The organism is Altericroceibacterium spongiae (assembly GCF_003610805.1).
GTDB classification, from domain to species: Bacteria; Pseudomonadota; Alphaproteobacteria; order Sphingomonadales; family Sphingomonadaceae; genus Altericroceibacterium; species Altericroceibacterium spongiae.
Genome location: NZ_RAPF01000009.1, coordinates 34,029 through 60,053, shown reverse-complemented (window position 1 = coordinate 60,053; position 26,025 = coordinate 34,029). Strand labels below are relative to the sequence as shown.

The window sequence follows — 26,025 nt, the reverse complement described above, 5'->3', positions numbered from 1 at the left end:
AGAGATGTTTCATGGTCGCGTTTCTCGAACACAGCCACGATATGAGGCTGGTGATCTTTGCAGCTTTTATCTGTATCGCAACAACGTGTGTTGCTGCGCTTATGCTCCGTTTCCTTGTAAGTCAGGAAAATAAATATAACCGGAATAGAACTTTGCTGCTTGCAGCAAGTTTGATCGGCTTTGGTGTCTGGGCTACGCACTTTGTCGCGATGCTCGGCTACTCGATGCCTGGCGACGTACAATATAGCCTGTTTTCTACAGTTCTTTCTCTGTTGATCGGTCAGGGCGCTATTTGGATTGCGCTAAAACTGGCGTTTGACTTCAATGGACGAATTTACCCCTATGCCGGTGGGGCTGTGGCCGGCCTGGGCGTGTGCCTTCTGCATTATATCGGCATATCAGGAGCCAGTTATGCGCACATGATTGTCTGGCAACCATTGCTAGTTGGCGCATCTGTGATTGGCGGCATAGTGTTTACGACTATGGCTTTCCCGCTGTTGATAGGGCCTCACAATCTGTTCCGCTCAACAATGGGGGCGGTGAGCTTTGTTGTTGCGGTTTTGATACTGCATTTCGTCGGCATGGCGGCCATCACGGTGGCCGATGGAGATTATGTTGCACCAACAGGCATGTTGCTCTCCAGCACGGAGTTGGCGAGCATAGTCGGATTAACTGCTCTTATCATGCTGGGAGTTACAATCACTGCCGTTTTTATCGAGCTACAAAACGAAATTCGCTTGTTCCACAGCAATCGTGAATTTGGTGTTTTGATCCAAAGTATTCAGGACACAGCGATCTACCTGCTCGATCCCTCAGGTAACATCATGACCTGGAACAAGGGGGCCGCACGCCTGAAGGGATACAGCGCGAAAGAAGCCATCGGTATGAACTTCTCGACCTTCTTTTCTGAAGAGGATCGTCGGCGCTCCTGGCCCCAAATAGCCCTTGAGCGGGCACGTAGAGATGGTGCGTTCAATGCCCAGGGGCGGCGCTATCGCAAGGATGGAACCTGGTTCTGGGCTGATGTCACTATTGAACCGGTTTATAAAGAGGATGGATCTCTTCGCGGCTATGCCAAGGTGACGCGTGACATTACTGAACGCAAATCGTTTGAAGAACAGGTCTCGGAACTGTCGGCTAATCTGGATGCGGCATTGGAAAATATGCGCCAGGGCCTGTGTCTGTTCGATGCGAAGGGAAAACTGGTTCTTAGCAATAGCCGTACCGCCGAAATTCTCGATTTGAGCATGGACGATCTGACGCCTGGGCGCTCCTTCCGGGACCTGGTAGATCTGGTCCTTGCTGATTTTGACGGTGAAGAGGCAGATTATCGTCGCGCCCGTGCTTTCGATGCACATGATCGGTTCATGGCGAGCCCTGACGGAGGTGCCTTCACGATTGAACGCAAGGATGGCGTTTTCCTATGCATTTCGGAGCGTCCACGGCTCGATGGTGGGTGGGTCAGTACCTTTGACGATGTGAGTGAAAGCCATCGATCAGCAAAACGCATTAAGCACTTGTCGAGCCACGATTCTTTGACTGGCTTACCGAATCGTTCCTTCTTCCGCCAATTGCTGGATCAACAGATTGAAGAGATGCGGGGCCACGAAGGAAACGTGGTGCTTGCCATGCTTAATCTTAACCGTTTTAAAGATGTAAATGACAAGTTCGGCCATTCAGTGGGCGACGAATTGCTGCAGATGGTGGCTCAGCGCATACGGCATGCCATTGGGGAAGGTGTCATTACCACCCGGTTAAGCGGCGATGAATTCGCTGTGTTTAAAAGAGTAGTCAGCACTTCTGATATCAATGCTTTTGCTTCGTCACTGGAAAGCGCGATAACGAATATTACGCTGCCCGGTGGAGCAGCAGGCATTATCTCCGGCAGCGTGGGCATAGCTGTCTATCCGCAGGACGCTGAAAATACGGAAGTTTTGTTCTCCAATGCGGATCTGGCACTTTCTCGCGCCAAAAAGGAGCCGTTGCGCCGTTGCTGCTACTATGAGCCGGAAATGGATGAAGATGTCCGCAATAGACGTGTATTGCAGGCGGATATTCTCAATGCGTTGGAAGATCAGCAATTTCAGCTGCTTTATCAGGTGCAATGCTGTGTCGCGACAGGCGAGCCAATAGGTTACGAAGCGTTGTTGCGCTGGATGCATCCCGAATATGGTATGGTCACGCCTGATCGGTTTATCGATGCTGCGGAACAGAACGGTCTAATTATCCCGTTGGGTGAATGGGTTATTCGGCAGGCTTGCAGGGATGCCGCAAGCTGGAGCAAGCCCTATAAGGTCGCGGTCAATATCTCTCCGATACAGCTTGTCCAGATGGATTTGCCGAGAATCATTACTGAATCTTTGCTTGAGGCAGGATTGCCAGCGTCACGACTTGAAGTGGAAATTACCGAAACCGCTATTATCGATGATAAGCTGCGAGCACTAACCAATTTGCGGCGGATAAAGGCGTTGGGTGTGTCAGTGGCGATAGATGATTTTGGGACGGGATATTCCTCCCTCGATACATTGAACTCTTTTGAGTTCGACAAGATCAAGATCGATCGCTCTTTTCTTGCCGATTGCTGTGACAACGAAAATGCGCAGGCAATTATACGTGCAGTTCTGGCTCTGGGGCAAAGCCTTGGTTTACCAGTTCTGGCGGAAGGGGTGGAGAATGAGCAGCAGCTTGCGCTTCTGCGCGCGATGGATTGCGCAGAAGCGCAAGGCTATTATTTTGGCAAACCCGGAGAATATCGTGAAGGGGATGAAGGCGGCAACAGTCTGCAATTTGCATCCTCTTAACCTGTGAGATAATCATAGAGAAGCTTTGTCGTCAGCGCGATACTGATGACGATCAGAGCGGGGCGTATCAGTCTTGAGCCGAACCGCATGGCTGAATGCGAACCGATAAAGCTGCCGGTTGCGGCAGCCAGTCCCATACAGATGCCGAGTGCCCAATACGTTTTGCCGGATAGCCCCCATATGATGAGCGTGGCGATATTGCTGGTAAAGTTGAGCATTTTGGATAGCCCGGTGGCATGTGTCAGTCCCAGTCCGCGCAGGCCAACAGCACTTGCAATGAAAAAAGAGCCCGCTCCGGGGCCGAAAAAACCATCGTAGAATGCGATTCCCCCAGCCGGCCCTGCATAGGCTTTGGCAGAAATGCGTGGTTTTCCGTGATTGTCATCCATCCGTGGTGAAAAGATGACGTAAGCGGCTACTCCGAGCAGCAGGATCGGAATGATGAGTTGCAGGGCAGACGTGTCGATCTGACTTACCACCAGTACGCCTGCCGAGGCTCCGATAAAGACCATAATCGCGGAGGGCAGGTAGGTTCGCCAATCGACCATTCCGGCTTTGAGAAAAGTACGACAGGCCATCCCTGTGGCAAAAGTGGATTGCAGCTTGTTTGTTGCGAGCGCATTTTGAGGGGGAATTCCGGCTGCAAGAAGGGTAGGCATTACAATGAGTCCACCACCGCCAGCCACGGCGTCGACAAAGCCTGTAAAAACCGCAAGGCAGGTCAGGGCCGCAAAAAGCCAGGGTTCTATCTCCATTGGGAATTTCCTCCGATTGCGCGACGGGCAAGATCGGCCTATGCGCGCGGCCTGATGACACGCTTCTCTTTTGCCATTCACGCGCGTTCGGGCAAGGCCCGGACTGGTACAATCTCCATGAAACGGGGAGAAATCCGTACACCGGCTTTTATGCCGGTAGGGACGGCCGCCACTGTGAAGGCCATGAAACCGGAAAGCGTCCGGGCGACGGGTGCCGATATTATTCTCGGCAACACGTATCACCTTATGCTGCGACCGGGGGCTGAAAGGATTGCGCGCCTGGGCGGGTTACACAAGTTTATGAACTGGAAGCGCCCGATTCTGACCGATAGCGGCGGTTATCAGGTGATGAGTCTGTCCGATTTGCGCAAACTGACTGAGAAGGGCGTTGAGTTTCGTAGCCATCTCGATGGTTCGAAGCATATGCTCACACCTGAGCGCTCGATGGAAATTCAGCGCTTACTGGATTCCGATATCGTCATGGCTTTCGATGAATGCCCGCGCGCCGATCAGCCGCGTGATGTGATCGAGACCTCGATGGAAATGTCGATGCGCTGGGCGAGACGCAGTCGCGACGGTTTCGATTCGGGGGGAGAACATGCGTCTCGTTCGGCTTTGTTCGGTATCCAGCAGGGCGCATTGGATGAAGAGTTGCGCAAACGTAGTGCCGATGCGCTGATCGATATTGGTTTTGACGGATATGCGATTGGCGGCCTTGCTGTAGGGGAAGGGCAGGAGGCCATGTTTGCTACGCTCGATTTTGCCCCGGGACAGCTTCCCGATGACCGGCCTCGTTATCTGATGGGAGTGGGTAAGCCGGATGATCTGGTTGGTGCTGTGGAACGCGGTGTCGATATGTTCGATTGCGTGCTGCCCAGTCGTTCAGGGCGTAACGGGCAGGCTTTTACCTGGAATGGCCCTCTTAATATGCGTAATGCGCGTTTTGGAGAAGATAGCGGCCCCATCGATGAACGATGCGCGTGCCCGACTTGTGGCACTTACAGCCGTGCCTATCTTCACCACCTTATCAAATCAGGTGAAATTCTTGGTGCGATGCTGATGACGGAACACAATATCAGCTTTTATCAGCAGTTGATGCAAGCAATGCGTCAGGCCATTGCGGAAAACCGCTTTGCCCGGTTCGCAGCGGATTTCCGTCACGATTATTGTCGCAAATAGGTGCGTTATCCGGCGATAAATGTTTCGCCGGAAGATGTTTCCAGTTTTGTGCCCGGATAGGCAACAAAACGACCGCTCCTGCTGTCGAGAAAACCGGCCCCGATCGTATGTGCAAAACGCTGGGCGAGTTCGAGGTCGGCATACCATTTGCCGATGCGATTTGGGGTCACGAAACGAAACTTTGTCATGGCATGGGCTCAATGCCCGCCAATTGTTACAGTTCCTTGATTTATCCCAAAAATCCGACGAGTCGCATAAAAAAAGGCGACCTCGAAAGACCGCCCTCTTTTGCCTGTTTTTGTAACCGATCAGCGCGAATAGAATTCGACGACCAGATTCGGTTCCATTGTTACCGGATAGGGAACTTCGTCCAGTGTCGGAACACGAGTGAAGCTTACCTTGTCGGTACCGTCCGCAGCGACATAATCGGGGATTTCACGCTCGGGCAGGCTTTGTGCTTCGATGACCAGAGCCATTTCTTTGGCTTTGTCTCCAAGGCTGATAACATCACCGACATTGATACGGCGCGATGCGATGTTGCATTTCACACCGTTCACGCGAATATGGCCGTGGCTCACGATCTGACGCGCGGCGAAGATGGTCGGTGCAAATTTTGCACGGTAAACGAGCATATCGAGACGGCGTTCGAGCAAACCGATCAGGTTCTGGCCCGTATCGCCTTTCATCTTGGCGGCTTCACCATAAGTACGACGGAACTGCTTTTCGGTAACATCGCCGTAATAGCCCTTGAGCTTTTGCTTGGCGCGCAGCTGAAGGCCGTAATCGCTCATCTTGCCTTTACGACGCTGACCATGCTGGCCAGGACCGTAGGAGCGGCGGTTAATCGGGCTATTCGGGCGACCCCAGATGTTTTCGCCCATGCGACGGTCAAGTTTATACTTGGCGCTTTTGCGCTTCGACATAAGTCATACTCCAATTTGCTGTCACCGCCCCTCTGGCGGTGCTTCAACCCGGCAGTGCACCGACAAACCGATAGTTTGCCGCGGCCACCGCTTCACCGGGATGCGGGGCCAATCGAACGATCATCATGCTGTTATGGCGTGAGTTACGTCCATATGGCGTGAGTTACGTCCAAGTGAAGGCGCGCGGTTAGCAGGTTTGACGTGAAGGTCAACCCTCTGTTCTGTCCCGTGATGGGCGGGATAGCGAAGACAGGATGCCGCGCAGCGTCCGGACCTCGAGATGGTTCCAGCCCGGCCGTGTCAAAATACCGCGTAGCGTGCGTTTTGTGGCATCGGTCCGCGTTTCGGGAAAGAAATAGCCTTTAGATTCGAGCAGCCGTTCAAAATGGCGGATAAGTCCGTCCAGGTCCTCTTGCGGAGCTGGCGGCAGAACGTCTTCCTGGGTCGGTTGCACCAGATGTTGATGTCGGGACCATTCATAGGCGCACAGGATCACGGCCTGAGCGAGGTTAAGAGAAGAAAACTCCGGATTGATCGGCACGGTCAGAATTTTGCGGGCAAGGGCCACGTCATCGGTTTCCAGACCAGAGCGTTCGGGGCCGAACAGAATGGCGCTGCGTCCCTGCTGGCTCACGATCTCCTGAGAGGCCTGAGCTGGCGTCACGACAGGTTTGGTTACGCCGCGCTTGCGGACCGTTGTAGCGTAAACATGCGCACAGTCTGCGACCGCTTCGGCTGTTGTTTCGAAAATCTGTGCATTTTCGAGTACAATGTCTGCACCCGATGCTGCCGGTCCGGCAGACGGGTTAGGCCATCCGTCACGCGGCACTACCAAGCGCATTTCCGCAAGCCCGAAATTGAGCATGGCGCGAGCTGCCTTGCCGATATTCTCACCAAGTTGAGGCCGAACCAGCACAAAGACAGGAATATGATCTTTAGGCAGCTCAATCATGGGCCACATCGCGCACAGTACTGGCAAATTCTTCAAAATCGCGGGCTTCACTGAAGTCACGATAGACACTGGCAAAGCGAATATAGGCGACGCTGTCGAGCAGACGCAAACCTTCCATCACCATTTCTCCGATCTTGCCGGAAGGAATTTCGCTGTCGCCCAGAGTTTCGATTTGACGCTGGATACCGGAGATAAGCTGGTCGAGCTGTTCTTGCGGCACATCGCGTTTGCGGCAGGCGAGGGAAACCGATTGTTCCAGCTTTGCTCGCAGAAAGCTCTCACGCCTGCCATCATTCTTTACAACGACCACTTCGCGCAATTGCACGCGTTCAAAGGTGGTGAAGCGCGCGCCGCAGCCGGAACATTGCCGGCGGCGGCGGATTGCACAATTGTCTTCGGTCGGTCGTGAGTCCTTTACCTGACTGTCATCATGCGCACAAAAGGGGCAGCGCATGCTTAACGACCCGGATAGACCGGAAAAGCCTCACACAATTCGGTGACGCGGCGGCGGACGCTCTCTTCGATCTGTCCGTCGCCTTCATCGCCATTGCGTGCGAGACCTTCGACCACTTCAGCGATTAATTGACCGACCTTGCGGAATTCCTCCACGCCGAAGCCACGGGTGGTGGCTGCCGGTGTGCCGATACGAATGCCGGAAGTCAGGGCGGGCGGTAACTGGTCGAACGGTACCGCGTTCTTGTTGCAGGTCAGATAGGCCCGGTCGAGGCCGTGTTCAGCCGCTTTGCCGTTGACCCCGCGAGAGGAGAGATCGGCCAGCATGAGGTGATTATCAGTGCCGCCGGAAACCACGCCAACGCCATTGTCCTGAAGACTTGCCGCGAGCGCTTTGGCGTTTTCTGCGACGCGCTGGGCGTAGAGTTTGAATTCAGGGCGCAGAGCTTCACCGAAGGCCACAGCCTTGGCGGCGATGACATGCATCAACGGGCCACCCTGAAGCCCCGGAAATACGGCAGTATTGAACTTCTTGGCGAGCTTTGGATCGTCGGTCAGGATGACACCGGAACGCGGGCCGCGCAGGCTCTTATGGGTGGTGGTCGTAGCGACATGGGCGTGCGGGAAGGGGGAGGGGTGCTGACCGCCTGCCACCAGTCCGGCGAAATGCGACATATCGACCAGCAGATAAGCGCCCACTTCATCGGCAATTTCACGGAATTTCGCAAAATCCCACAGGCGCGGATAAGCAGTGGCGCCAGCAATTATGACCTTGGGTTTATGTTCTTTAGCAAGTCGTTCGACCTGCTCCATATCGAGCCGCTGATCGTCCTCACGAACGCCGTAACTGACGGCATTGAACCATTTGCCCGACATATTGACCGGCGAACCGTGGGTGAGGTGGCCGCCGGCGGAAAGGTCGAGCCCCATAAAGGTGTCACCCGGCTTCATCAGAGCAAAAAACACGGCCTGATTCATCTGGCTGCCCGAATGGGGCTGCACATTGGCGAATTCGCAACCGAACAGCTTTTTGGCGCGCTCTATGGCAAGGTTTTCGACAACATCGGCATATTCGCAACCGCCATAATAGCGCTTGCCCGGATAGCCTTCGGCATATTTGTTGGCGAAAACCGAGCCGGTGGCTTCGAGCACGGCCTTGCTGACGATATTTTCGCTGGCAATCAGCTCGATCCGGTCGCGCTGACGGTTGAGTTCCTGCGCAATCGCATCGGCTACTTCAGGATCGGCCGCGGCGACAGTGTCGGTCCAGAAACGGCTCATATCAGGGCTTTTCTGCGAGGGAGAAGCGAGATTGGTGTCCTGTGCGGTCATTGTGCTCATTGTCCGGCATCCTGCGGAATTTGGGAAAGTTTGGCGACTCGCGCGGTATGACGGCCGCCAGCGAAGTCGGTGGTGAGGAAGGCGGTAATGCAGGCCTTGGCCATATCGATGCCGGTTAGCCGGGCGCCCATGGCGATGGCATTCGCATTGTTATGTTCGCGGCTCAGCGCGGCAGAGAGCGGTTCCGACACCAAAGCGCAGCGGAGGGCGGGATGGCGGTTGACGGCTATGGAAATGCCGATACCCGATCCGCAAAGGGCTATGCCGCGTTCGGCCGTCCCTTCGGCGACCACTTCGGCCAGCTTATAGCCATAATCGGGATAGTCCACACGATCCGCCGTTTCGGGGCCGAGATCGGCGACTTCATGCCCTTCGGAAATCAGCCATTCTTTCAGTTCGCTCTTGAGGTCGAAAGCGGCGTGGTCGGATGCAATTGCGATGCGCATAGGTTATGACGGTTCCGTTACGGGAGTCGGTTGCCGCTCCCATAGGACTTCAGCCAGCCGGTTGCCACCCCAAAGGCTCCCGACATTGTTTTATGCGAAAAATGGCCGGTCGAACGGGGCCAGACAGGCACCAAAGAGGGCCATAAGGCGCGAGAACGGGGCCATAAAAAAGCCCGCCGGGTGCAGGCGGGCACCGGACGGGCTTTTAAACATTTATGTCGATATATCGGCAAAGCGACGGAGCTTTTCAGATCGGCCGCCCGATTTACTGACTGCCTGCGTCACCTTCCATCGAAGACAGGACGGTCTTCATGAAGACGCCCTGCCATTTATCGGCGCTTTCCATGACGTCCTGCATATATGGCCGGGTGGCAGCCTGAAATTCGGGCCGTTCGGTCAGCATTGCATTGCGGATGAAGAAGCTTTTGCCGGTTTCGGTCGAGACGAAAGCGAGAATGTCGCGCAGTTCTTTTTCGTTGAACTCGGCGGCATAGGCCGTGGCCCAGCCATCCATCAGCGCAGGAATGTGGCGGCTGAGAACCGTTTTCATTTCCGCGATCATCGCGGCTTTCTGCTCTTCCAGCTTTGCTTTCAGTTGCGGATCGTTGGCGAAGGTTTCGTCCGCCATGGCCTGGTTCATCTGCGCAACCATCGAATCGATCGCGCCGAAGAACATCTCTTCACGCTGCCCCTCGGGAAAACCGAGATCGACGATTTGCCGGGCAAGCGCCATTTTCGCACTGTCCACAGCCGGAGCCTGTTGTTCGGTTTCCGTCTGCGCGAAAGCGGAAAGGGGCAGGGCCATGGCGGTCAAAGCCATGGCACAACCAAGAGTTTTCATGAAAATCCGCCTTACTGGTCGAGGAAAGAGCGCATCTTGCGGCTGCGGCTCGGATGTTTGAGTTTGCGCAGCGCCTTGGCTTCGATCTGACGGATACGTTCGCGCGTCACCGAGAATTGCTGGCCGACTTCTTCCAGCGTGTGATCGGTGTTCATGCCGATGCCGAAACGCATCCGCAGCACGCGTTCTTCACGCGGTGTGAGGCTGGCGAGAACGCGGGTGACCGTTTCCTTGAGATTGGCCTGAATGGCGGCATCCACCGGAATGATCGCGTTCTTGTCCTCGATGAAATCGCCCAGATGCGAATCTTCCTCGTCGCCGATCGGCGTTTCGAGGCTGATCGGTTCCTTGGCGATCTTCATCACCTTGCGAACCTTTTCGAGCGGCATGGACAGCCGCTCGGCCATTTCTTCCGGCGTCGGTTCGCGGCCCTGTTCGTGGAGGAACTGACGGCTCGTGCGGACCAGCTTGTTGATCGTTTCGATCATATGAACCGGAATACGGATCGTGCGCGCCTGATCCGCAATCGAGCGGGTGATGGCCTGCCTGATCCACCAGGTCGCATAAGTGCTGAATTTGTAACCGCGACGATATTCGAATTTATCGACCGCCTTCATCAGGCCGATATTGCCTTCCTGAATAAGGTCGAGAAACTGCAATCCGCGATTGGTGTATTTCTTGGCGATGGAAATCACGAGACGCAGATTGGCCTCGACCATTTCCTTCTTGGCGATCCGCGCTTCGCGTTCCGCCTTTTGCACCATATTCACGATGCGACGGAATTCTTCGAGGCTCATGCCGGTCTGGCTGGCAATATCGGCGATTTCCGCCCGGATACGCTCGACCGCATCGGCTTCATTGGTGGCGAAGGCGGCCCATTTCTTGTCCTTCTTGGCCACCGTGGCGAGCCAGTTATCGTCCAGCTCATTGCCCATATAGGCCTTGAGGAAATCGATCCGTTTGACCTTGTGGCGTTCGGCAAGACGCAGCATCTGGCCGCCCAGAGCGGTCAGACGGCGATTGAAGGCATAAAGATTATCGACCAGATATTCGATCTTGGTCGCGTGGAACTGCACGCTTTCCACCTCGGCGGTGAGCTGTTCGCGCAGATCTTCATATTCCTGTTCGCGCGAGGCAGGGAAATCTTCCCCGCGGCCCAGCACATCGACACGCTCAGCCTGAATCTTCTCGAAGCTTTTGAACAGATCGGTGATCCGGGCAAAGCGTTCCAGCGCATCGGGCTTCAGCGCCGCTTCCATCTGAGCGAGGGAAAGCGTGTTGTCCTCTTCCTCGTCATCATTGCGGCTGCTGCTGCCTTCTTCGCCGTCTTCGTCCGAATCCTCGTCGGAATCGTCCTCGTCATCCTTGAAGGAAGGGCCGGCGGTTTCTTCACTGATTTCGCCGTCATCTTCTTCGGCGTCTTCAGCCATTTTTTCGACCGGCGGTTCTTTCGACAGCATGGCATCGAGATCGAGAATCTCGCGAAGCTGCATTTCCTCATTATTGAGGGCTTCGGACCAGGTGATGATGGCATGGAACGTGATCGGGCTTTCGCACAGGCCCATAATCATCGTGTCGCGACCGGCTTCGATTCGCTTGGCGATGGCGATTTCGCCTTCGCGGCTCAGCAGTTCGACCGCACCCATTTCGCGCAGATACATGCGCACGGGGTCGTCCGTCCGGTCGCCCGATTCCTTCTTGGGCTTTTCGGCGACATTCTTCTGCGGGCTGGCCTGCGAATCCCCGTCATTACCGTCGGAAGGGGCAATGTCGTCTACCGCCGCTTCCTCTTCCTCCTGCGCGTCTTCGTCATTCTCGACGATATTGACGCCCATTTCGGAAATCGCCGACATCACGTCCTCGATCTGCTCGGAGGACATCTGGTCCTGCGGCAGGGCTTCGTTCAGCTCATCATAGGTGATGTAACCCCGGCGCTTGGCCTTGGCGATCAGCTTTTTGATGGAAGCCTCGTTGAGATCGATCAGCGGGGCATCTTCGTTTTGCTTTGTTTTGGCTTCAGACGCCATAAGTCTCGCTTCAGTCCATTCTGTGTTCGTCAGAGACTTCCGGAGAAGCGCTCTGCGTTGATTCTGTCTGCGCCGGAGCGGCGGCACGCTTTCTAGCCATTTGCCCGAGTCGCGACTCGATTTCCAGCTTTCGTTTCCTGAGCCTTTGCTGTTCTGCCCAGGACCCTTCCGGATCGCTATCGAAACGAGCGGTGGCCTTTGCGATAGCCGAATCGAGTGCAGGCCTCTCGACCAGCAAGGAAACGGCTTCGGCCAAATCGTCACGCACAGTCAGCGGATCGGAACCTTCCATCAGGAAGGAGAAGCGGGTTTTATCCGGCGGCGCCACGATATCTGTCGATGCTGATATGGTATTAGACCCTTGCTCTTCAAGTATTTCTGACAGTTCGAAGAGATGATCTATCGATTGGGCCAGTGCAGGCTCGGCCGCAGCGAGGCGTGAAAGGGCCTCTGCATGGCGGGCGATTTCCTGCGGATGTCGCATAAATCCGGTCAAAACCGCCTGGGTAAGCTGGTCGCGCGCGCCGCCGGCGATGGCGCGTTTCAGCCGCGCAGCATGATCGGGCAGCAGGCCGGGAAGCCTGTCTTTCGTCCATCTTGCGCGTTGCATTTGTCCTCTGGCCGGGGGGCGTGACCCGCCAAAATCGCGTTTGGGAAAAGCAAAAGCGGAAAACCGGTCCATCAGGTCGCGGCGATAGAGCGAGCGTATATCGGGATGTTGAATCGTATCGACATGCTCCAGCAATCGCGCTTTCAGGCCGGCCTTGTCTTCGGGCGAATGCAGCGGTGCAGCGTCCATTTCATGCAGCCACAGCGTTTCGAGCAGGCTGTGCGGTTTCGCCAGCAAATCTTCCATTGCCTTGCGCCCGTCGCGTTTCAGCAGGTCGTCCGGGTCCATTCCGGCAGGCAGGCGCAGAATGGCGAAGGAGTGGCCGGGGCGCAGCAGCGGCAGTGCGCGGGTAACGGCGCGCATTGCAGCGCGCTGCCCGGCGGCATCCCCGTCGAAACACAGAACCGGGCATTCCACCACCCGCCAGAGCAATTCGATCTGCCGCTCGGTCAGCGCAGTGCCGAGCGGGGCCACGGCTTCCTCTATGCCATGCGCGGCAAGCGCGATAACGTCCATATAGCCTTCCACCACCAGCAGCCGGTTCGACTGGCGCGAGGCGGGGGCTGCGCGGTGGAGGTTGTATAGCGTCCGGCCTTTGTCGAACAAAGGTGTATCGGGCGAATTCAGATATTTAGGTGCGTCTTTTCGTGTGGAATCGAGCAGTCGTCCACCAAAGGCGATGACCCTGCCGCGGGCATCCTGAATGGGCAGCATCAGGCGTTCGCGGAAGCGATCGTAAGTGTCGCGTCCTTCCACCGCGATTCGCAGGCCGCCTTCGATCAGCATGGCTTCTTCGATAGCGGGCAGAGCGTTTTTGAGCGCGGTCCGGCCGGGCGGGGCATAGCCGAATCCGAAACGCTCTATCGTATGCGGATCGAACCCCCGGGTCGCCAGATAATCGCGGGCGATTTTGCCTTCGGGGGCGGACAGATTATGCCGGAACCAGTCCTGCGCAGCCTGCATCACATCGTGCAATCCGGCGCGTTGCTCCGCCCGCCGGGATTCGCGCGGATCGGGGCGGGGCACTTCCATCCCCGCTTCCTCGGCCAGTTCTTTCACCGCATCCATGAAGGACAGGCCGCGCTGATCGGTCATCCAGCGGATGACATCGCCATGCGCGCCGCAGCCGAAGCAGTGATAGAAGCCTTTTTCGTCGCTGACCGTGAAACTGGGTGTGTTTTCATTGTGGAAAGGGCAGCAGGCTTTCCACTCGCGCCCTGCCTTTTGCAGCTTGGTGGTACGCTGGATCACGCTCGAAAGCGTGATCCGCGCACGGAGTTCATCAAGCCATTGGGGGGACAGGGCCACTTTTATACCTTCAGGAGAAAGCCGCTTTGACCAGCGCGCTGGCCTTGCTCATATCGAGCGTGGCGCCATGGCGCGCTTTGAGTTCAGCCATGACCTTGCCCATATCCTTCATGCCTTCGGCGCCTGTATCGGCTTTGACCTGATCGATCGCGGCTCTGGTTTCGGCCTCATCCATCTGCTGCGGCAGGAATTCCTCGATCACTGCGAGTTCGCTCTTTTCCTGTGCAGCGAGTTCGGTGCGGCCACCTTCTTCATACATGGTGATCGATTCGCGGCGCTGCTTGGCCATCTTCTGCAAAACGTCGGTCACCAGATCGTCATCGGCGATTTCCGCACTGGAACCGCGCTGTTCGATGTCGCGGTCCTTGATCTTGGCGAGGATCAGGCGAACGGCGTGAAGCCGCTCCTTCTCGCCGGCCTTCATCGCTGCAATCTGGGCTTTTTTGATTGTATCGCGCAGCATGTATCGTGTCTTTCCTGTGGATGATTTCATCGGGATTATAGCAAAGAACGTCTCTTAGCCGATCCTTTGCGCAAGTGACAGCTTGACGGGAGGGCAGGGCAGGTCTAGCCGCCACACCTTAGCAAACATCGCCGATAACCTTTTTAAGAACGGAGCGCCCTATGGCCGACCCCGCATCTTCACACGCGCCACCCAAAGGTGCGAGTGGAGTCCTTGTCCTTGCAGATGGCACGGTAATTTGGGGGAGGGGCTTCGGCGTGACCGGCAGCGCAGTCGGGGAGGTCTGTTTCAACACAGCGATGACCGGCTATCAGGAAGTGATGACCGATCCCTCCTATGCCGGGCAGATCGTTACTTTCACTTTCCCGCATATCGGCAATGTCGGCGCCAATGACGAGGATATCGAATCCCATGTCGACAGCGCGGTGGGCTGCGTTGTGCGCGAGGATGTGACGCATCAGTCCAATTTCCGCTCGCAGGTCGAATTCGACGAATGGATGAAGGCGCAGGGCAAGATCGGCCTTTCCGGGGTCGATACGCGCGCCCTGACGCGGCGCATTCGTGAAACCGGCGCGCCCAATGCGGTGATCGCGCATGATCCCCACGGGCAGTTCGATATTCCCGCGCTTATCGCTCAGGCCCGGGAATGGCCGGGCCTCGAAGGGATGGATCTGGCGCAGGTCGTCTCGCGGGAGAAGCAGGAAGACTGGGCCGGCGGGTCCTGGACGCTGGGGCAAGGCTATGCCGAGGCCGAAAAGGACGGCCGCCCGCATGTCGTGGCGGTGGATTACGGTGCCAAGGACAATATTTTCCGCAATCTGGTCAAAGCCGGTGCACGGGTGACGGTAGTGCCGGCGCGGACCGGTTTCGAAGAGATCATGGCGCTCGCCCCCGATGGCGTGTTCCTTTCCAACGGACCGGGCGATCCGGCGGCGACCGGCGAATATGCCGTGCCGGTCATCAAGGCGCTGCTGGATAAGGATGTGCCGGTTTTCGGCATCTGTCTCGGCCATCAGATGCTCGCCATCGCGGCGGGCGCGAGCACGGTCAAAATGCATCAGGGCCATCGCGGCGCGAACCATCCGGTCAAGCGCCATGAAGACGGTCTGGTCGAAATCACCAGCATGAATCACGGCTTTGCGGTCGATAATGCAACGCTCCCCGATACGGTGGAGGAAACGCATATCTCGCTGTTCGACGGATCGAATTGCGGTATCGCGATCAAAGGCAGGAAGGCGTTCGGCGTGCAATACCACCCCGAAGCTTCGCCCGGACCGCAGGACAGCTTCTATCTCTTCCAGAAATTTGTAGGGTCGCTCGGTTAAATGCCCAAACGCACAGACATCTCCTCGATCCTCGTCATTGGCGCCGGTCCGATCATTATCGGGCAGGCCTGCGAGTTCGACTATTCCGGAACTCAGGCGATCAAGGCTTTGAAAGAAGAGGGTTACCGGGTCATTCTGGTAAACTCCAACCCGGCCACGATCATGACCGATCCGAATATGGCCGATGCGACCTATGTCGAGCCGATCACGCCGGAAATCGTCGCCAAGATCATCGAGAAGGAAAAGCCCGATGCGCTGCTCCCGACGATGGGCGGACAGACCGCACTGAACTGCGCGCTGGCTCTGTTCAATGACGGCACGCTGGACCGGTATGGCGTGGCGATGATCGGCGCCAATGCCGATGCGATCGACAAGGCCGAAAACCGCCACCGCTTCCGTGAGGCGATGGACAGTATCGGCCTCGAAAGCGCCCGCTCGGGCACGGCGCACAGCCTGCAGGAAGCCTTCGACGTGCTCGAACGGACCGGTCTGCCGGCGATTATCCGCCCGAGCTTTACGCTGGGCGGCACGGGCGGCGGTGTCGCCTATAATAAGGAAGAATTCGAGCGGATCGTGGGCGAAGGCCTCGACGCATCGCCAACCACCGAGGTCCTGATCGAGGAATCGCTGCTTGGCTGGAAAGAATTCGAGATGGAAGTCGTTCGCGACAAGAACGACAATTGCATCATTATCTGCGCGATCGAGAATGTCGATCCGATGGGCGTGCATACGGGCGACTCGATTACGGTCGCTCCGGCACTGACGCTGACCGATAAGGAATATCAGATCATGCGCTCGGCCAGCATTGCCGTGCTGCGTGAAATCGGTGTGGAAACAGGCGGTTCGAACGTACAGTTTGCAGTCAATCCCGAGGATGGCCGCCTGATCGTCATCGAGATGAATCCGCGTGTGTCACGCTCTTCGGCACTGGCTTCGAAGGCCACCGGCTTCCCGATTGCGCGTGTCGCGGCCAAGCTTGCGGTGGGCTATACGCTCGACGAAATCACCAATGAAATCACTGGTGCGACCCCGGCGAGTTTCGAGCCGACTATCGATTATGTCGTCACTAAGATTCCGCGTTTCGCTTTCGAGAAGTTCAAGGGCGCCAAAGTGGAACTCTCGACCGCGATGAAATCGGTCGGCGAAGTGATGGCGATCGGCCGCAACTTCAAGGAAAGTCTGCAAAAGGCCCTGCGCGGGCTCGAAACCGGACTCGATGGCTTCAATCGCGTGGTTGAGCTGGAAGGGGCCGAGCGCGACAAGCTGCGTGCCGAACTGGCGCAAAGGCGGCCCGACCGGTTGCTGAAAGTGGCACAGGCCTTCCGCGAAGGTTTCACCATGGAGGAAATCCATGAGATCACTTTCTACGATCCCTGGTTCCTGCGCCATATCGAAGAGATCATCTATGAAGAAAAGATGATTTCCGAACATGGCCTGCCCAACGATGCGCAGGGCCTGCGTCGCCTGAAAGCGATGGGCTTTTCGGATAAGCGTCTTGCCACTCTCGCCGTCCGGTCGGTCGGCGTGGCGGGCGGCCTGGCCGAAACGCAGGCGAAGAGTTCGGGCCTGCTGCACGATACGCTGCGCGCCATGGCCGGTGCTACCAGCGAGGATGAAGTGCGTCAGCTCCGCCAGAAACTCGGTGTGTTGCCGGTCTTCAAACGGATCGACAGCTGCGCGGCGGAATTCGACGCGGTCACGCCCTATATGTACTCCACCTATGAAGCGCCGAGTTTCGGTGAGCCCGAGAACGAAGCCTTCCCGAGCGATCGCAAGAAGGTGGTTATTCTGGGTGGCGGGCCGAACCGGATCGGGCAGGGCATCGAATTCGACTATTGCTGCTGTCATGCCTGTTTCGCCCTGCAGGATGCCGGGTTTGAAACGATTATGGTGAATTGCAACCCGGAAACCGTTTCCACCGATTACGATACGTCGGACCGGCTTTATTTCGAACCGCTCACGGCGGAAGATGTGCTGGAAATCCTGCGCGTCGAACATTCGCGCGGCGAATTGCTCGGTGTAATCGTTCAGTTCGGCGGTCAGACGCCTCTGAAACTGGCCGGTGCGCTGGAAAAAGCCGGTATCCCCATTCTTGGCACGGCTCCTGACGCGATCGATCTGGCAGAAGATCGCGAACGTTTCGCCAAGCTGGTCAACAAGCTCAATCTGAAGCAACCGGCCAATGGCATTGCCCGCAGCCGCGATGAAGCGGTCGCGGTGGCAAACCGTATCGGTTATCCGGTTCTGCTTCGTCCGAGCTATGTTCTGGGCGGCCGCGCAATGGAAATCGTCGATAGCGAAGCGCAGCTCGACAATTATATCGCCACCGCCGTGCAGGTTTCCGGCGATAGTCCGGTGCTGATCGATCAATATCTGCGCGATGCGGTGGAATGCGATGTCGATGCGCTGTGCGACGGTGAAGATGTCGTCGTCGCGGGCGTGATGCAGCATATCGAAGAAGCCGGCGTCCATTCGGGCGACAGTGCCTGCACTATTCCGCCTTACAGCCTGCCGCAGGATATTATCGACGAAATGGAGCGCCAGGCGCATCTGCTGGCCAAGGGGCTCAATGTGTGTGGCCTGATGAATGTCCAGTTCGCAGTGCAGAATGGCGAAGTTTTTCTGATCGAGGTGAATCCGCGCGCCAGCCGCACCGTGCCTTTCGTCGCCAAGGCGATTGGCGATCCGATTGCCAAATATGCGTCGCTGGTGATGGCCGGGCAGAAACTGGCCGATTTGCCCCCGATCAAGCGCGATGTGGATTATATGGCGGTGAAGGAAGCCGTATTCCCCTTCAGCCGTTTCCCCGGCGCCGATCCGGTTTTGTCGCCGGAAATGCGCTCCACCGGCGAAGTCATGGGGATCGACAGCGATTTTCCCAAGGCCTTTGCCAAGTCGCAAATCGGCGCCGGCATGATGCTGCCCGAAGGCGGCACGGTTTTCGTATCGGTCAAGGATAGTGACAAGCCGCATATTCTCGAAGCCGTGAAGATTCTGGTCTCCCGGGGTTTTGCGATTGTCGCCACCGAAGGTACCCAGAAATACCTTTCCGATGCCGGTATTGCGGTCGAGCGTGTCAATAAGGTCGCCGAAGGCCGTCCGCATATTGTCGACCGGATCGTCGATGGCGATATTGCCATGATCTTCAATACTACCGAAGGGTGGCAGAGCCTGAAGGACAGCCAGTCTATCCGCGCTTCGGCGCTGGAAAAGAAGGTTGCGTCCTACACAACGGCTGCATCGGCACTGGCTGCCGCCATGGCAATTGCCGAGGTGAAGACCAGTGATCTTGAAGTGCGCTCCCTGCAAGACTATTATAGCTGAAACACAGGCGCTCCCTACATCGGCTTCCTTTGTTCCGGCCTATGAAAAGTCCGGACGGGGAAGTCTTTGTCGAGGGGCGCCATTTATGACAGGGACGTAATATGGAAAAAGTGCCCATGCTGGCGGAAGGCTATGAAATGCTGACCGCCAACCTGAAAGCCCTCCGGGAAGAGCGTCCGCGTATTGTGGATGCGATTGAGGAAGCGCGCGCTCACGGCGACCTTTCGGAGAATGCCGAATATCACGCGGCGAAGGAACGTCAGGGTCAGGTGGAAGCACAGATTGCTGAGCTTGAAGACAAGGTCAGCCGCGCCCAGATTATCGATCCGGCAACCCTGTCGGGCGATAAGGTGATTTTCGGTGCCACCGTCACCCTGCTCGATGAAGATGACAAGCCGGTCAAATATCAGATTGTCGGCCAGACCGAATCCGATGCCAAAAAGGGCAAGATTTCCTACGATTCTCCCTTGGCGCGCGCTCTGATCGGCAAGCAGCTCGGCGAAGAGGTAGAAGTGACCGTTCCTTCCGGGGAACGTTTCTACCTGATCGAAAAGATCGAATTTATCTGAGGCTTTGAGCCATCGCATAATTGTGGATGGCAACACCTTTCGGCGTAAAATCGCGCCGTTGAAGACAAGAATAGCCCGCCCGTTGGAAGACGGGGCGGGCTATTTCGCTTGCCTCGGTAAAAAGACGCATCATGCCTTGCTTCAGAGCATGGTGTTTGGCCTCCTGGAGAAGAAGGGGCATAGCCTTTGTCTGCACAATCGGGGTGGCCATAAAGCTGATCGCTATGCCCGTTTGTGTCGAGCGCCAGATAGGCAATAGCTTCTCTGTCAGGATTGTGGATGCAGCTTATCCGTCCGCTTTGGCGCAGATATTCGTCAAAAGTGCCGGGGGCAGGGCAGAGGCTGGCCCGGATCCGGCATTGCGCGGTGCCATAGGCGGGCGGGCCGAGCTACTCGACCGAGGCACGAAAAAGACGCGATAGCGCCGGGCCATCGCGTCTCTCGAATAGTCAGACATGGCTCTCCGGCACCGTAACCGGAGAGATCATGTCTTACTGACCCGGCAGATTGGGTTCGAGCAAGCGGTGCAGATGAACGATGACATATTTCATTTCGGCATCGTCTACCGTGCGCTGTGCGTTGCTGCGCCAGGCATTTTCCGCTTCTTCGTAATTCGGAAAAACGCCGACAATGTCGATATTATCGAGATCTTCGAACTCGCAGCTCTGCGGATCCTTAACCCGGCCGCCCATGACGAGATGCAGAAGCTGTTTTGCCATTTATCGAAACCTTTTTGGAGAGAAGCTGTGATGAGGCGTCCATAAAACTTATGGCGCGCTCTGCAAGAGGGCGCGCCATATTCGCGTTTCAGAAAAAGGCTGCTGGTGACGGTCAGCGGAATTTACGCAGAGTTCGCCCGAGATTTTTGCGCGCATCGCGTGAAAAGCTGCGTGCCGAACCCAGAGCCGTATCGGCATAATAATGGGCATCGCGGCGCAAATGGCTCGCCGTATCGCCCAGGCTGTCGCTCATATCCTCCAGCAGATCGCCGCTGTCGAGCGCTGCGTCTTTCGCGGCGGCGCGCGCCTTCACAGCATAAGCCATCGCCAGATCGGCTGCGGAAACAGCAAGGCCGGCAGCTTTGCCGCCGAGGCGTCGCGTAGGCGAACGTGGGAACAGAGCGCTGATGGCAACCCCCAGCACGATTCCCCCGCCGATCAGGGCGACCGGGTGGTCTTTGGCAAAACGGAGGAAACGGTCTTTGCCTTCGATGGTCTTTTCACCGACGCGTTCCGATAATGTCAGAGCTTTGCTCTGATTACGGGCTTCGGCGACTTCGACCTTTTCCTTGATATCCTTGCGTTGAGAATCGCTCATGCGCTGTCTCCAGAAAATTAAACGGCAGACTGTGCCTCCTGATCTATAAACCGTCAGGCGGGGGCGGCGGTTCCATAAGGAACAGCATTGGCCTTATCGTCTGCCATATTTGTTTCGGCTACGGGGTCTTCGTCAGAATAAGAGCCTTCATCCGCTATCCCGGGATCCTCTTCGTCAGCTTCGTCGGGGGAGCGCGAGAAGAACCATCCCAGCAAACGGAAGACGGGCTTGCGAGAAAACCACAGAACCACGATTCCGATAAGACCGCCGGCCAGATAAAGTCCGGGTTTCTCATCCGCTGTCCCGAGATCGGACGTAAAGCTCTCTGCGGTTTCACTGACACTGTCTTTCACGCGGGTGCCGAGCCCCTTCTGATCCAGATTTTCCATCATCAGGGCGATATCGGCGGCCACCAGCGCTCTGGCGGCATCGCGCAAGGCACGGTCTTCCAGCATTTTAGCTGCCAGGTCGCTCATTCGGATGCGTCCTCTTCCTTTTTGAAAGCTGCGCTGATTGCTTTTACTTTGGTCAGGATGTGCCGGACGCAATAATAGGCGATAGCGAGCTCTCCGCCAACGACCACAATCGTGGCGCCCCATGGTGTGATAAGCGGGCTGAGGCACAGGATAAGCCCGACCGTCAGACCTATCGCGGCCAGCAGCACCAGAACCAGCGCCACCACCCCGTAAGCGGCCACTTTCTTTGCGCAGTCGATAACGAAAGAAAGGCGGGACTTCTGGAAATTGAGTTCCGCTTCGAAAAAAGTCAGTCCATCGTCGATCAGCGCGGTCAGATCGTCGCGCAGCGGATGACTATCCGCCCCGGCTTCGCTGCCTGCTGCCCCGCTGCCTGCATGGCTTTCTGACGAAAAGGCCGACTGCGCCCCGCTTTCATGGGGCGCGCCGGCCTGACGTGATGGATTGGCGGCCCCTGCAGGGCCGTATTTTTCATCTGTCGGTGCAGTCACGTCAAATTACTTGGAGCTACGGAATATACGCGCGAACATGTAACCGGCCACAGCAGCCATGCCAACCGATAGGGCCGGATTGGTGCGGACGAATTCGCGGGAATCTTCTCCCAGTTCTTCCAGACTCTTGGAATCGAGCTTGGTGGCAGTGTCTTCGAGCTTCTTCGAAGCGCTGCGGACATAGTCGCCATAACCCGGCCCGAGTTTCTCATCCACCGTGCCGGCATTGTCGGAGACGAGTTTACCGAGGCAGGTGAGCCCTTCGCTCAGCTTGGCTTTGCCCTGATTGGCGTAGCCTGTGGCTTTGCTTTTTGTGTCGTCGACCCAGTGATCGCCTTTGGCCCTGGCCTGGTCCTGATAGCTTTCGGCGCGCTGTTTCGCTTCGGCTCCCAGCGCTGCAGCACCGGCTTTGGCTTCTTCCAGCGCTGCATTGAAGCGCGACTTGGCTTCTTCCTTGTGATCTTCCGGTGCAGGAGTGGCTGCAGTATCGGGTGTCTCAGCTTTCGTTCCGGCCATCGTATTGCCCTTTCCTCGTTCACCCTCGCAGGTATTTACGGTTTGCCGTCGAATGGGCACGCCCCATCCGTGCTACATGAATCGAACGCCGCTTGCGCAGCTTGGTTCCGCCGCATAGGAGACCGTAAAACCGTCAGAGGAGCAAGACCAGATAATGACTGCAATCATTGATATTCATGGCCGCCAGATACTCGACAGCCGCGGAAACCCCACAGTGGAAGTCGATATTCTGCTTGAAGATGGCAGTTTTGGCCGCGCTGCGGTGCCTTCGGGAGCCTCGACGGGGGCGCATGAAGCTGTCGAATTACGGGACGGTGACGAGAAATACTTTCTTGGCAAGGGTGTCACCAAAGCCGTCGATGTCGTGAACACCGATATTACCGAAGCTCTGCTGGGGCTCGATGCAGAAGATCAGCGCGATATCGATCTGGCCATGCTCGATCTGGACGGGACGGAAAATAAAGCCCGGCTCGGTGCCAATGCCATTCTCGGCACCAGCCTGGCCGTTGCGCGCGCTGCTGCGGCTGCCCGCGGTCTGCCGCTTTATGCCTATATTGGCGGTGTGTCCTCGCATGTTCTGCCCGTGCCGATGATGAATATCGTCAATGGCGGCGAACATGCCGATAATCCAATCGATTTTCAGGAATTCATGATTATGCCGGTCGGCGCGGATTCGATCGCCGAAGCTGTGCGCTGGGGTTCGGAGATCTTCCACACGCTGAAGAAGGGCCTGGCCGAAAAGGGACTCTCTACTTCCGTTGGCGATGAGGGCGGCTTTGCCCCGAACCTCGCCAGCACGCGCGACGCGCTGGATTTCATCATGCAGTCGGTCGAAAAAGCAGGCTTCAAGCCGGGCGACGATGTGATGCTGGCGCTCGATTGCGCGTCCACCGAATTTTACAAGAACGGCAAATATGAGATTGCGGGCGAAAACCTCTCGCTCAACGGTGAGGAAATGGCCGATTATCTCGCCAAATTATGCGACGCCTACCCGATCAAATCGATCGAAGACGGGATGGCGGAAGACGATTTCGAAGGCTGGCAAGCGCTGACGGCCAAGCTGGGCGACAAGGTTCAGCTCGTCGGCGACGACCTTTTCGTGACCAATCCCAAGCGTATTGCAATGGGAATCGAGCAGGGCATGGCCAATTCATTGCTCGTGAAGGTCAATCAGATCGGCACGCTTACCGAGACGCTCGAAGCGGTGGATATGGCGCATCGTGCCGGGTTCACCACGGTAATGTCGCATCGTTCGGGCGAAACCGAGGATTCGACCATTGCCGATCTTGCGGTGGCGACCAATTGCGGCCAGATCAAGACCGGCTCGCTTGCGCGGTCGGACCGGCTTGCCAAATATAATCAGCTCATTCGGATCGAAGAAGAGCTGGGTGTGTCGGCATCCTATGCGGGCAAGGGCTGCTTCGGCCGCCTGTCCGCCTGACAGACCTGTTTAAATGCTGAAAGGCCGGGCGCGACACTCAGTCGCGTCCGGCCTCGATATCTTCTGAAGCTTTTTCTTCAAGCTCTTCCATACGCTCGATTTTCTTCCGGTTCTTCGGACTGAGCAAATATTGCCAGACACCCCAGAGATTGACCCCGAGCAGCAATCCGTTCTGAACGGCGAGCGGGATCGTGTCATTGAGCAGCCCGGACACGATCCACGCAATCGAGACGGCGACGAACAGTACAAAGGCCCAGCCAGTCCATTTCCGCCCCCAGTCCACCGCAATCATTCCGGCGGACAGGATCGTCCCGATTGCAGCGAACCATTCGAGCGGGCCGTTCATGGGCGGTTACTGACCGGCTTCGTTAAGACGAGTCAGCTGATCCTCGCTTAAATCCAGTCTGGTGGCTTCGAGCAGACTATCCAGCTGATCCGGCGTCCGGGCGCTTGCAATCGGGGCCGTGATGCCAGGCTGAGCGAGTAACCACGCAAGAGAGACGCTGGCATGGTTCGAGCCGGTTTCCTCCACCACTTCGTCGAGAATGGGCAGAATGCTCATTCCCTTGTCGAAGAGATGTTCGATCAGCCCTCCGCGTTCGCCTTTTTTCAGATCCGCCTTGTTACGATATTTTCCGGTCAGAAACCCAGCAGCGAGCCCGAAATAGGGGAACATGGCCATGTGATTGTCGAGGCATACTTTCTGCATTCTCGGGGAATAGGCATTGCGCTCGACGAGGTTATATTCGTTCTGCAGAACGGTGAAGGGCTTCATGCTTTTGCGCTGGGCAATGTCGATATTCACTGCCAGCCGGTCGACTTCGAAATTGGACGCGCCGACTTCTCTGATCTTGCCTTTGCTGACCAGCGTGTTGAAGCCTTCGACAATCTCTTCCATCGGCGTAGCCGTGTCGTCCCGATGGGCGTAATACAGATCGACATAATCGGTCTGCAGCCGGTCGAGCGACTTTTCCAGTTCTTCGGCAATGCGGATGGGAGACAAGCCGCCCGCTTCACCATTGCCATTTGTTTTGGTGGCAATGCGCATGTCGTGACGCAGCTTGCGGCTATCGAGCCATTTTCCGATAACGGTCTCACTCTCACCGCCGACATGGCCATCGACCCAGGCGGAATATCCCTGAGCCGTGTCGATCATGCGCCCGCCATTCTCGTAGAACTTATCGAGAATGGCAAAGCTCGCATCTTCGTCAGCGGTCCAGCCAAACACATTCCCGCCCAGAACGAGGGGGATACCGGAAATCGAGGGATGATCGACTATTGGAACTTCTCCTGTAATTCGAGCAATCGCAACGCAGCTTGCGCGGCGCCAGCGCCCTTATTGGCCTGTGCCGGATCGGCCCGGACAATGGCCTGTTCCTCATTCTCGGTCGTGAGAATGCCATTGCCGATGGCGATCCCGTCCATGGTCAGAGCCATGATGCCCCGGGCGCTTTCACCAGCAACGATTTCGAAGTGATAGGTTTCCCCGCGAATGACCGCACCGAGGGCGACGAAGCCGTCATAGCGGTTGCTGTCCACAGCCATGGAAATGGCAGCGGGAATTTCAAGGGCACCGGGAACAGTAAGAATATCGACATGGTGTCCGGAATCTTCGAGAACCTTGCGCGCTCCGGCGATGAGCATATCGTTGAGATGGTCATAGAATCGTGCCTCAACAATCAGAAATTGCGCCATAAATTCTCCTGTAAATATGTGTCCGTGCAGATGATTGCCGGTCTGCACGATAGGGGAACGGCGATTGTGCCGCCAAAAGGATCCGGCAAATGCGTTATCACAGCCAAATGTGATGGCAATGGGCGCATGATCTTTTGAATTTCGGGATTCAGGCTTGAAAGATGCGGGGGCGCCTATCATGAAAGGGGCGTGTCTGATGTAGAAAATAAGAGCGCCGTTTTAGAGGCCTTTCGCGACGGGATGCGCCATGTCGCCTCCACGGTGTATGCTGTCACCACTTTCCATGACGGCAAGCCCTTCGGTATTCTGGCCACAGCGGTCAGTTCGCTCAGCTTTGATCCGCCCTCACTGTTGATCTGTATTAACCAGTCCGCCTCGCTGCATGAGCCGCTGGCCAGTGTAGAAACTTTCTGCGTCAATGTGATGGGGCTGACCAATCGCGATGTCGCGGATAATTTCATGGCGACCAAAACGGCAGAAGATCGCTTTGCCGTCGGCGAATGGGAAAACAGCCATGGTGTTCCGGTTCTTACCAATGCGCAATCGAGTTTCGTCTGCCGGATCGCGCACCGGCATGAATACGGTACGCACACGATTTTCATCGGTGAGCTGATCGATGCGCATCATCGCGAGGATGCTGCGCCGCTGACCTATTATAACCGGCATTATATCGATATCAGCAAGGCGCCCGACCGGTGAGTGCATCGGTTTGAGTGCTGACAGTCTGTCGATGCCATACGAAAACGGCCGCTCTGGAGCGGCCGTTTTGCTG

The 26,025-nt window shown here is 56.7% G+C and carries 27 protein-coding genes; 7 read left to right on the top strand and 20 right to left on the bottom strand.

From position 1 onward, the window contains the following. Positions 1 to 11 precede the first annotated feature (11 nt). Complete coding sequence (locus tag D6851_RS14655; protein ID WP_120325653.1) at positions 12 to 2,801, top strand: bifunctional diguanylate cyclase/phosphodiesterase; 2,790 nt, start codon at positions 12 to 14, stop codon at positions 2,799 to 2,801. Here D6851_RS14655 and D6851_RS14650 read toward each other — a convergent pair. Beyond that, a complete protein-coding gene (locus D6851_RS14650; protein ID WP_120325652.1) occupies positions 2,798 to 3,556 on the bottom strand; it encodes a TSUP family transporter in 759 nt (252 codons plus the stop codon). The two genes, D6851_RS14655 and D6851_RS14650, sit on opposite strands and share 4 nt — an antisense overlap. Positions 3,557 to 3,610: 54 nt before the next feature. Here D6851_RS14650 and tgt point away from each other — a divergent pair, with 54 nt between their 5' ends. Further along, entirely contained in the window at positions 3,611 to 4,735 is a 1,125-nt protein-coding gene (gene tgt, locus D6851_RS14645; protein WP_120325651.1) for a tRNA guanosine(34) transglycosylase Tgt, read from the top strand. A 5-nt stretch (positions 4,736 to 4,740) separates the two neighbouring features. On the opposite strand, the gene D6851_RS14640 is transcribed toward tgt, so the two are convergent. The 10 genes from D6851_RS14640 to D6851_RS14595 all read right to left on the bottom strand — a co-directional run bounded on the left by D6851_RS14640 (position 4,741) and on the right by D6851_RS14595 (position 14,099). Then, positions 4,741 to 4,923, bottom strand: a complete 183-nt coding sequence (locus tag D6851_RS14640) for a hypothetical protein (RefSeq protein WP_120325650.1) — start codon at positions 4,921 to 4,923, stop codon at positions 4,741 to 4,743. Between the two features lie 120 nt (positions 4,924 to 5,043). After that, on the bottom strand, positions 5,044 to 5,658 hold the full coding sequence (gene rpsD, locus D6851_RS14635) for a 30S ribosomal protein S4 (protein WP_120325649.1): 615 nt from the start codon (positions 5,656 to 5,658) through the stop codon (positions 5,044 to 5,046). A 208-nt stretch (positions 5,659 to 5,866) separates the two neighbouring features. Beyond that, complete coding sequence (locus tag D6851_RS14630) at positions 5,867 to 6,610, bottom strand: RNA methyltransferase (RefSeq protein WP_120325648.1); 744 nt, start codon at positions 6,608 to 6,610, stop codon at positions 5,867 to 5,869. After that, entirely contained in the window at positions 6,603 to 7,064 is a 462-nt protein-coding gene (gene nrdR, locus D6851_RS14625; RefSeq protein WP_120325647.1) for a transcriptional regulator NrdR, read from the bottom strand. The genes D6851_RS14630 and nrdR overlap by 8 nt, the downstream gene beginning before the upstream one ends. A gap of 2 nt (positions 7,065 to 7,066) precedes the next feature. Next, positions 7,067 to 8,344 carry a serine hydroxymethyltransferase gene (gene glyA / locus D6851_RS14620; RefSeq protein WP_238474129.1) on the bottom strand — a complete coding sequence of 426 codons (1,278 nt, stop codon included), beginning with the start codon at positions 8,342 to 8,344 and terminating at the stop codon, positions 7,067 to 7,069. Between the two features lie 56 nt (positions 8,345 to 8,400). Continuing rightward, a complete protein-coding gene (gene rpiB, locus D6851_RS14615; RefSeq protein ID WP_120325645.1) occupies positions 8,401 to 8,850 on the bottom strand; it encodes a ribose 5-phosphate isomerase B in 450 nt (149 codons plus the stop codon). A 265-nt stretch (positions 8,851 to 9,115) separates the two neighbouring features. Then, on the bottom strand, positions 9,116 to 9,691 hold the full coding sequence (locus D6851_RS14610; protein WP_120325644.1) for a DUF2059 domain-containing protein: 576 nt from the start codon (positions 9,689 to 9,691) through the stop codon (positions 9,116 to 9,118). An 11-nt stretch (positions 9,692 to 9,702) separates the two neighbouring features. Then, complete coding sequence (gene rpoD / locus D6851_RS14605) at positions 9,703 to 11,718, bottom strand: RNA polymerase sigma factor RpoD (protein WP_120325643.1); 2,016 nt, start codon at positions 11,716 to 11,718, stop codon at positions 9,703 to 9,705. Positions 11,719 to 11,728: 10 nt separating this feature from the next. Continuing rightward, positions 11,729 to 13,636, bottom strand: a complete 1,908-nt coding sequence (dnaG, locus tag D6851_RS14600) for a DNA primase (protein ID WP_120325642.1) — start codon at positions 13,634 to 13,636, stop codon at positions 11,729 to 11,731. Positions 13,637 to 13,646: 10 nt separating this feature from the next. Continuing rightward, positions 13,647 to 14,099 (bottom strand): GatB/YqeY domain-containing protein, encoded by a 453-nt coding sequence (locus tag D6851_RS14595; RefSeq protein ID WP_120325641.1) that lies wholly within the window; start codon positions 14,097 to 14,099, stop codon positions 13,647 to 13,649. Between the two features lie 161 nt (positions 14,100 to 14,260). Between D6851_RS14595 and carA the strand changes: the two genes are divergently transcribed. The 3 genes from carA to greA all read left to right on the top strand — a co-directional run bounded on the left by carA (position 14,261) and on the right by greA (position 19,317). Next, positions 14,261 to 15,424: a glutamine-hydrolyzing carbamoyl-phosphate synthase small subunit gene (gene carA / locus D6851_RS14590; protein ID WP_120325640.1), complete on the top strand. Its 1,164-nt coding sequence runs from the start codon at positions 14,261 to 14,263 to the stop codon at positions 15,422 to 15,424. Continuing rightward, complete coding sequence (carB, locus tag D6851_RS14585) at positions 15,425 to 18,748, top strand: carbamoyl-phosphate synthase large subunit (RefSeq protein ID WP_120325639.1); 3,324 nt, start codon at positions 15,425 to 15,427, stop codon at positions 18,746 to 18,748. It abuts the gene before it with no gap. A 101-nt stretch (positions 18,749 to 18,849) separates the two neighbouring features. Beyond that, a complete protein-coding gene (gene greA, locus D6851_RS14580; RefSeq protein WP_120325638.1) occupies positions 18,850 to 19,317 on the top strand; it encodes a transcription elongation factor GreA in 468 nt (155 codons plus the stop codon). On the opposite strand, the gene D6851_RS17815 is transcribed toward greA, so the two are convergent. The 6 genes from D6851_RS17815 to D6851_RS14545 form a co-directional block, all read right to left on the bottom strand. Continuing rightward, a complete protein-coding gene (locus tag D6851_RS17815; RefSeq protein ID WP_120325637.1) occupies positions 19,310 to 19,528 on the bottom strand; it encodes a GNAT family N-acetyltransferase in 219 nt (72 codons plus the stop codon). The genes greA and D6851_RS17815 overlap by 8 nt on opposite strands. A 280-nt stretch (positions 19,529 to 19,808) precedes the next feature. Continuing rightward, a complete protein-coding gene (locus tag D6851_RS14565; protein WP_120325635.1) occupies positions 19,809 to 20,036 on the bottom strand; it encodes a DUF4170 domain-containing protein in 228 nt (75 codons plus the stop codon). Between the two features lie 112 nt (positions 20,037 to 20,148). After that, positions 20,149 to 20,634, bottom strand: a complete 486-nt coding sequence (locus D6851_RS14560; RefSeq protein WP_120325634.1) for a hypothetical protein — start codon at positions 20,632 to 20,634, stop codon at positions 20,149 to 20,151. Positions 20,635 to 20,687: 53 nt separating this feature from the next. Beyond that, complete coding sequence (locus D6851_RS14555; RefSeq protein ID WP_120325633.1) at positions 20,688 to 21,110, bottom strand: hypothetical protein; 423 nt, start codon at positions 21,108 to 21,110, stop codon at positions 20,688 to 20,690. Then, the gene (locus D6851_RS14550) at positions 21,107 to 21,601 is read right to left on the bottom strand and encodes a phage holin family protein (RefSeq protein ID WP_120325632.1); all 495 of its coding nucleotides are present in this window, start codon (positions 21,599 to 21,601) and stop codon (positions 21,107 to 21,109) included. Before D6851_RS14550 ends, D6851_RS14555 begins: the two co-directional genes overlap by 4 nt. Positions 21,602 to 21,607: 6 nt before the next feature. Then, positions 21,608 to 22,117, bottom strand: coding sequence for a hypothetical protein (locus tag D6851_RS14545; RefSeq protein WP_183030117.1), 510 nt, complete (start codon positions 22,115 to 22,117; stop codon positions 21,608 to 21,610). Positions 22,118 to 22,271: 154 nt separating this feature from the next. Between D6851_RS14545 and eno the strand changes: the two genes are divergently transcribed. After that, positions 22,272 to 23,558 (top strand): phosphopyruvate hydratase, encoded by a 1,287-nt coding sequence (eno, locus tag D6851_RS14540; RefSeq protein WP_120325631.1) that lies wholly within the window; start codon positions 22,272 to 22,274, stop codon positions 23,556 to 23,558. A gap of 37 nt (positions 23,559 to 23,595) precedes the next feature. Here the strand turns inward: eno and D6851_RS14535 are convergent, their stop codons facing one another. Genes D6851_RS14535 through ribH form a run of 3 tightly spaced genes read right to left on the bottom strand, consistent with a single transcriptional unit; the run spans position 23,596 to position 25,253 of the window. Then, entirely contained in the window at positions 23,596 to 23,904 is a 309-nt protein-coding gene (locus D6851_RS14535; RefSeq protein WP_120325630.1) for a hypothetical protein, read from the bottom strand. Positions 23,905 to 23,910: 6 nt separating this feature from the next. Continuing rightward, complete coding sequence (locus D6851_RS14530) at positions 23,911 to 24,798, bottom strand: aldo/keto reductase (RefSeq protein WP_274379062.1); 888 nt, start codon at positions 24,796 to 24,798, stop codon at positions 23,911 to 23,913. Between the two features lie 35 nt (positions 24,799 to 24,833). Next, positions 24,834 to 25,253, bottom strand: a complete 420-nt coding sequence (gene ribH / locus D6851_RS14525; RefSeq protein WP_120325686.1) for a 6,7-dimethyl-8-ribityllumazine synthase — start codon at positions 25,251 to 25,253, stop codon at positions 24,834 to 24,836. 189 nt (positions 25,254 to 25,442) lie between these two features. Between ribH and D6851_RS14520 the strand changes: the two genes are divergently transcribed. Then, positions 25,443 to 25,952, top strand: a complete 510-nt coding sequence (locus D6851_RS14520) for a flavin reductase family protein (protein WP_120325628.1) — start codon at positions 25,443 to 25,445, stop codon at positions 25,950 to 25,952. The last annotated feature ends 73 nt before the right edge of the window (positions 25,953 to 26,025 follow it).

What these genes read in the sequence shown, in the direction of transcription:
- D6851_RS14560 (WP_120325634.1), bottom strand. Translation starts at nt 20,634, where the DNA reads ATGAGCGATTCTCAACGCAAGGATATCAAGGAAAAGGTCGAAGTCGCC.
- D6851_RS14565 (WP_120325635.1), bottom strand. Translation starts at nt 20,036, where the DNA reads ATGGCAAAACAGCTTCTGCATCTCGTCATGGGCGGCCGGGTTAAGGAT.
- rpiB (WP_120325645.1), bottom strand. Translation starts at nt 8,850, where the DNA reads ATGCGCATCGCAATTGCATCCGACCACGCCGCTTTCGACCTCAAGAGC.
- D6851_RS14545 (WP_183030117.1), bottom strand. Translation starts at nt 22,117, where the DNA reads ATGGCCGGAACGAAAGCTGAGACACCCGATACTGCAGCCACTCCTGCA.
- rpoD (WP_120325643.1), bottom strand. Translation starts at nt 11,718, where the DNA reads ATGGCGTCTGAAGCCAAAACAAAGCAAAACGAAGATGCCCCGCTGATC.
- tgt (WP_120325651.1), top strand. Translation starts at nt 3,611, where the DNA reads ATGACACGCTTCTCTTTTGCCATTCACGCGCGTTCGGGCAAGGCCCGG.
- nrdR (WP_120325647.1), bottom strand. Translation starts at nt 7,064, where the DNA reads ATGCGCTGCCCCTTTTGTGCGCATGATGACAGTCAGGTAAAGGACTCA.
- ribH (WP_120325686.1), bottom strand. Translation starts at nt 25,253, where the DNA reads ATGGCGCAATTTCTGATTGTTGAGGCACGATTCTATGACCATCTCAAC.
- eno (WP_120325631.1), top strand. Translation starts at nt 22,272, where the DNA reads ATGACTGCAATCATTGATATTCATGGCCGCCAGATACTCGACAGCCGC.
- D6851_RS14535 (WP_120325630.1), bottom strand. Translation starts at nt 23,904, where the DNA reads ATGAACGGCCCGCTCGAATGGTTCGCTGCAATCGGGACGATCCTGTCC.
- glyA (WP_238474129.1), bottom strand. Translation starts at nt 8,344, where the DNA reads ATGAGCCGTTTCTGGACCGACACTGTCGCCGCGGCCGATCCTGAAGTA.
- rpsD (WP_120325649.1), bottom strand. Translation starts at nt 5,658, where the DNA reads ATGTCGAAGCGCAAAAGCGCCAAGTATAAACTTGACCGTCGCATGGGC.
- D6851_RS14650 (WP_120325652.1), bottom strand. Translation starts at nt 3,556, where the DNA reads ATGGAGATAGAACCCTGGCTTTTTGCGGCCCTGACCTGCCTTGCGGTT.
- D6851_RS14640 (WP_120325650.1), bottom strand. Translation starts at nt 4,923, where the DNA reads ATGACAAAGTTTCGTTTCGTGACCCCAAATCGCATCGGCAAATGGTAT.
- carA (WP_120325640.1), top strand. Translation starts at nt 14,261, where the DNA reads ATGGCCGACCCCGCATCTTCACACGCGCCACCCAAAGGTGCGAGTGGA.
- carB (WP_120325639.1), top strand. Translation starts at nt 15,425, where the DNA reads ATGCCCAAACGCACAGACATCTCCTCGATCCTCGTCATTGGCGCCGGT.
- D6851_RS14555 (WP_120325633.1), bottom strand. Translation starts at nt 21,110, where the DNA reads ATGAGCGACCTGGCAGCTAAAATGCTGGAAGACCGTGCCTTGCGCGAT.
- D6851_RS14655 (WP_120325653.1), top strand. Translation starts at nt 12, where the DNA reads ATGGTCGCGTTTCTCGAACACAGCCACGATATGAGGCTGGTGATCTTT.
- D6851_RS14595 (WP_120325641.1), bottom strand. Translation starts at nt 14,099, where the DNA reads ATGCTGCGCGATACAATCAAAAAAGCCCAGATTGCAGCGATGAAGGCC.
- D6851_RS14630 (WP_120325648.1), bottom strand. Translation starts at nt 6,610, where the DNA reads ATGATTGAGCTGCCTAAAGATCATATTCCTGTCTTTGTGCTGGTTCGG.
- greA (WP_120325638.1), top strand. Translation starts at nt 18,850, where the DNA reads ATGGAAAAAGTGCCCATGCTGGCGGAAGGCTATGAAATGCTGACCGCC.
- D6851_RS14610 (WP_120325644.1), bottom strand. Translation starts at nt 9,691, where the DNA reads ATGAAAACTCTTGGTTGTGCCATGGCTTTGACCGCCATGGCCCTGCCC.
- D6851_RS17815 (WP_120325637.1), bottom strand. Translation starts at nt 19,528, where the DNA reads ATGGCCACCCCGATTGTGCAGACAAAGGCTATGCCCCTTCTTCTCCAG.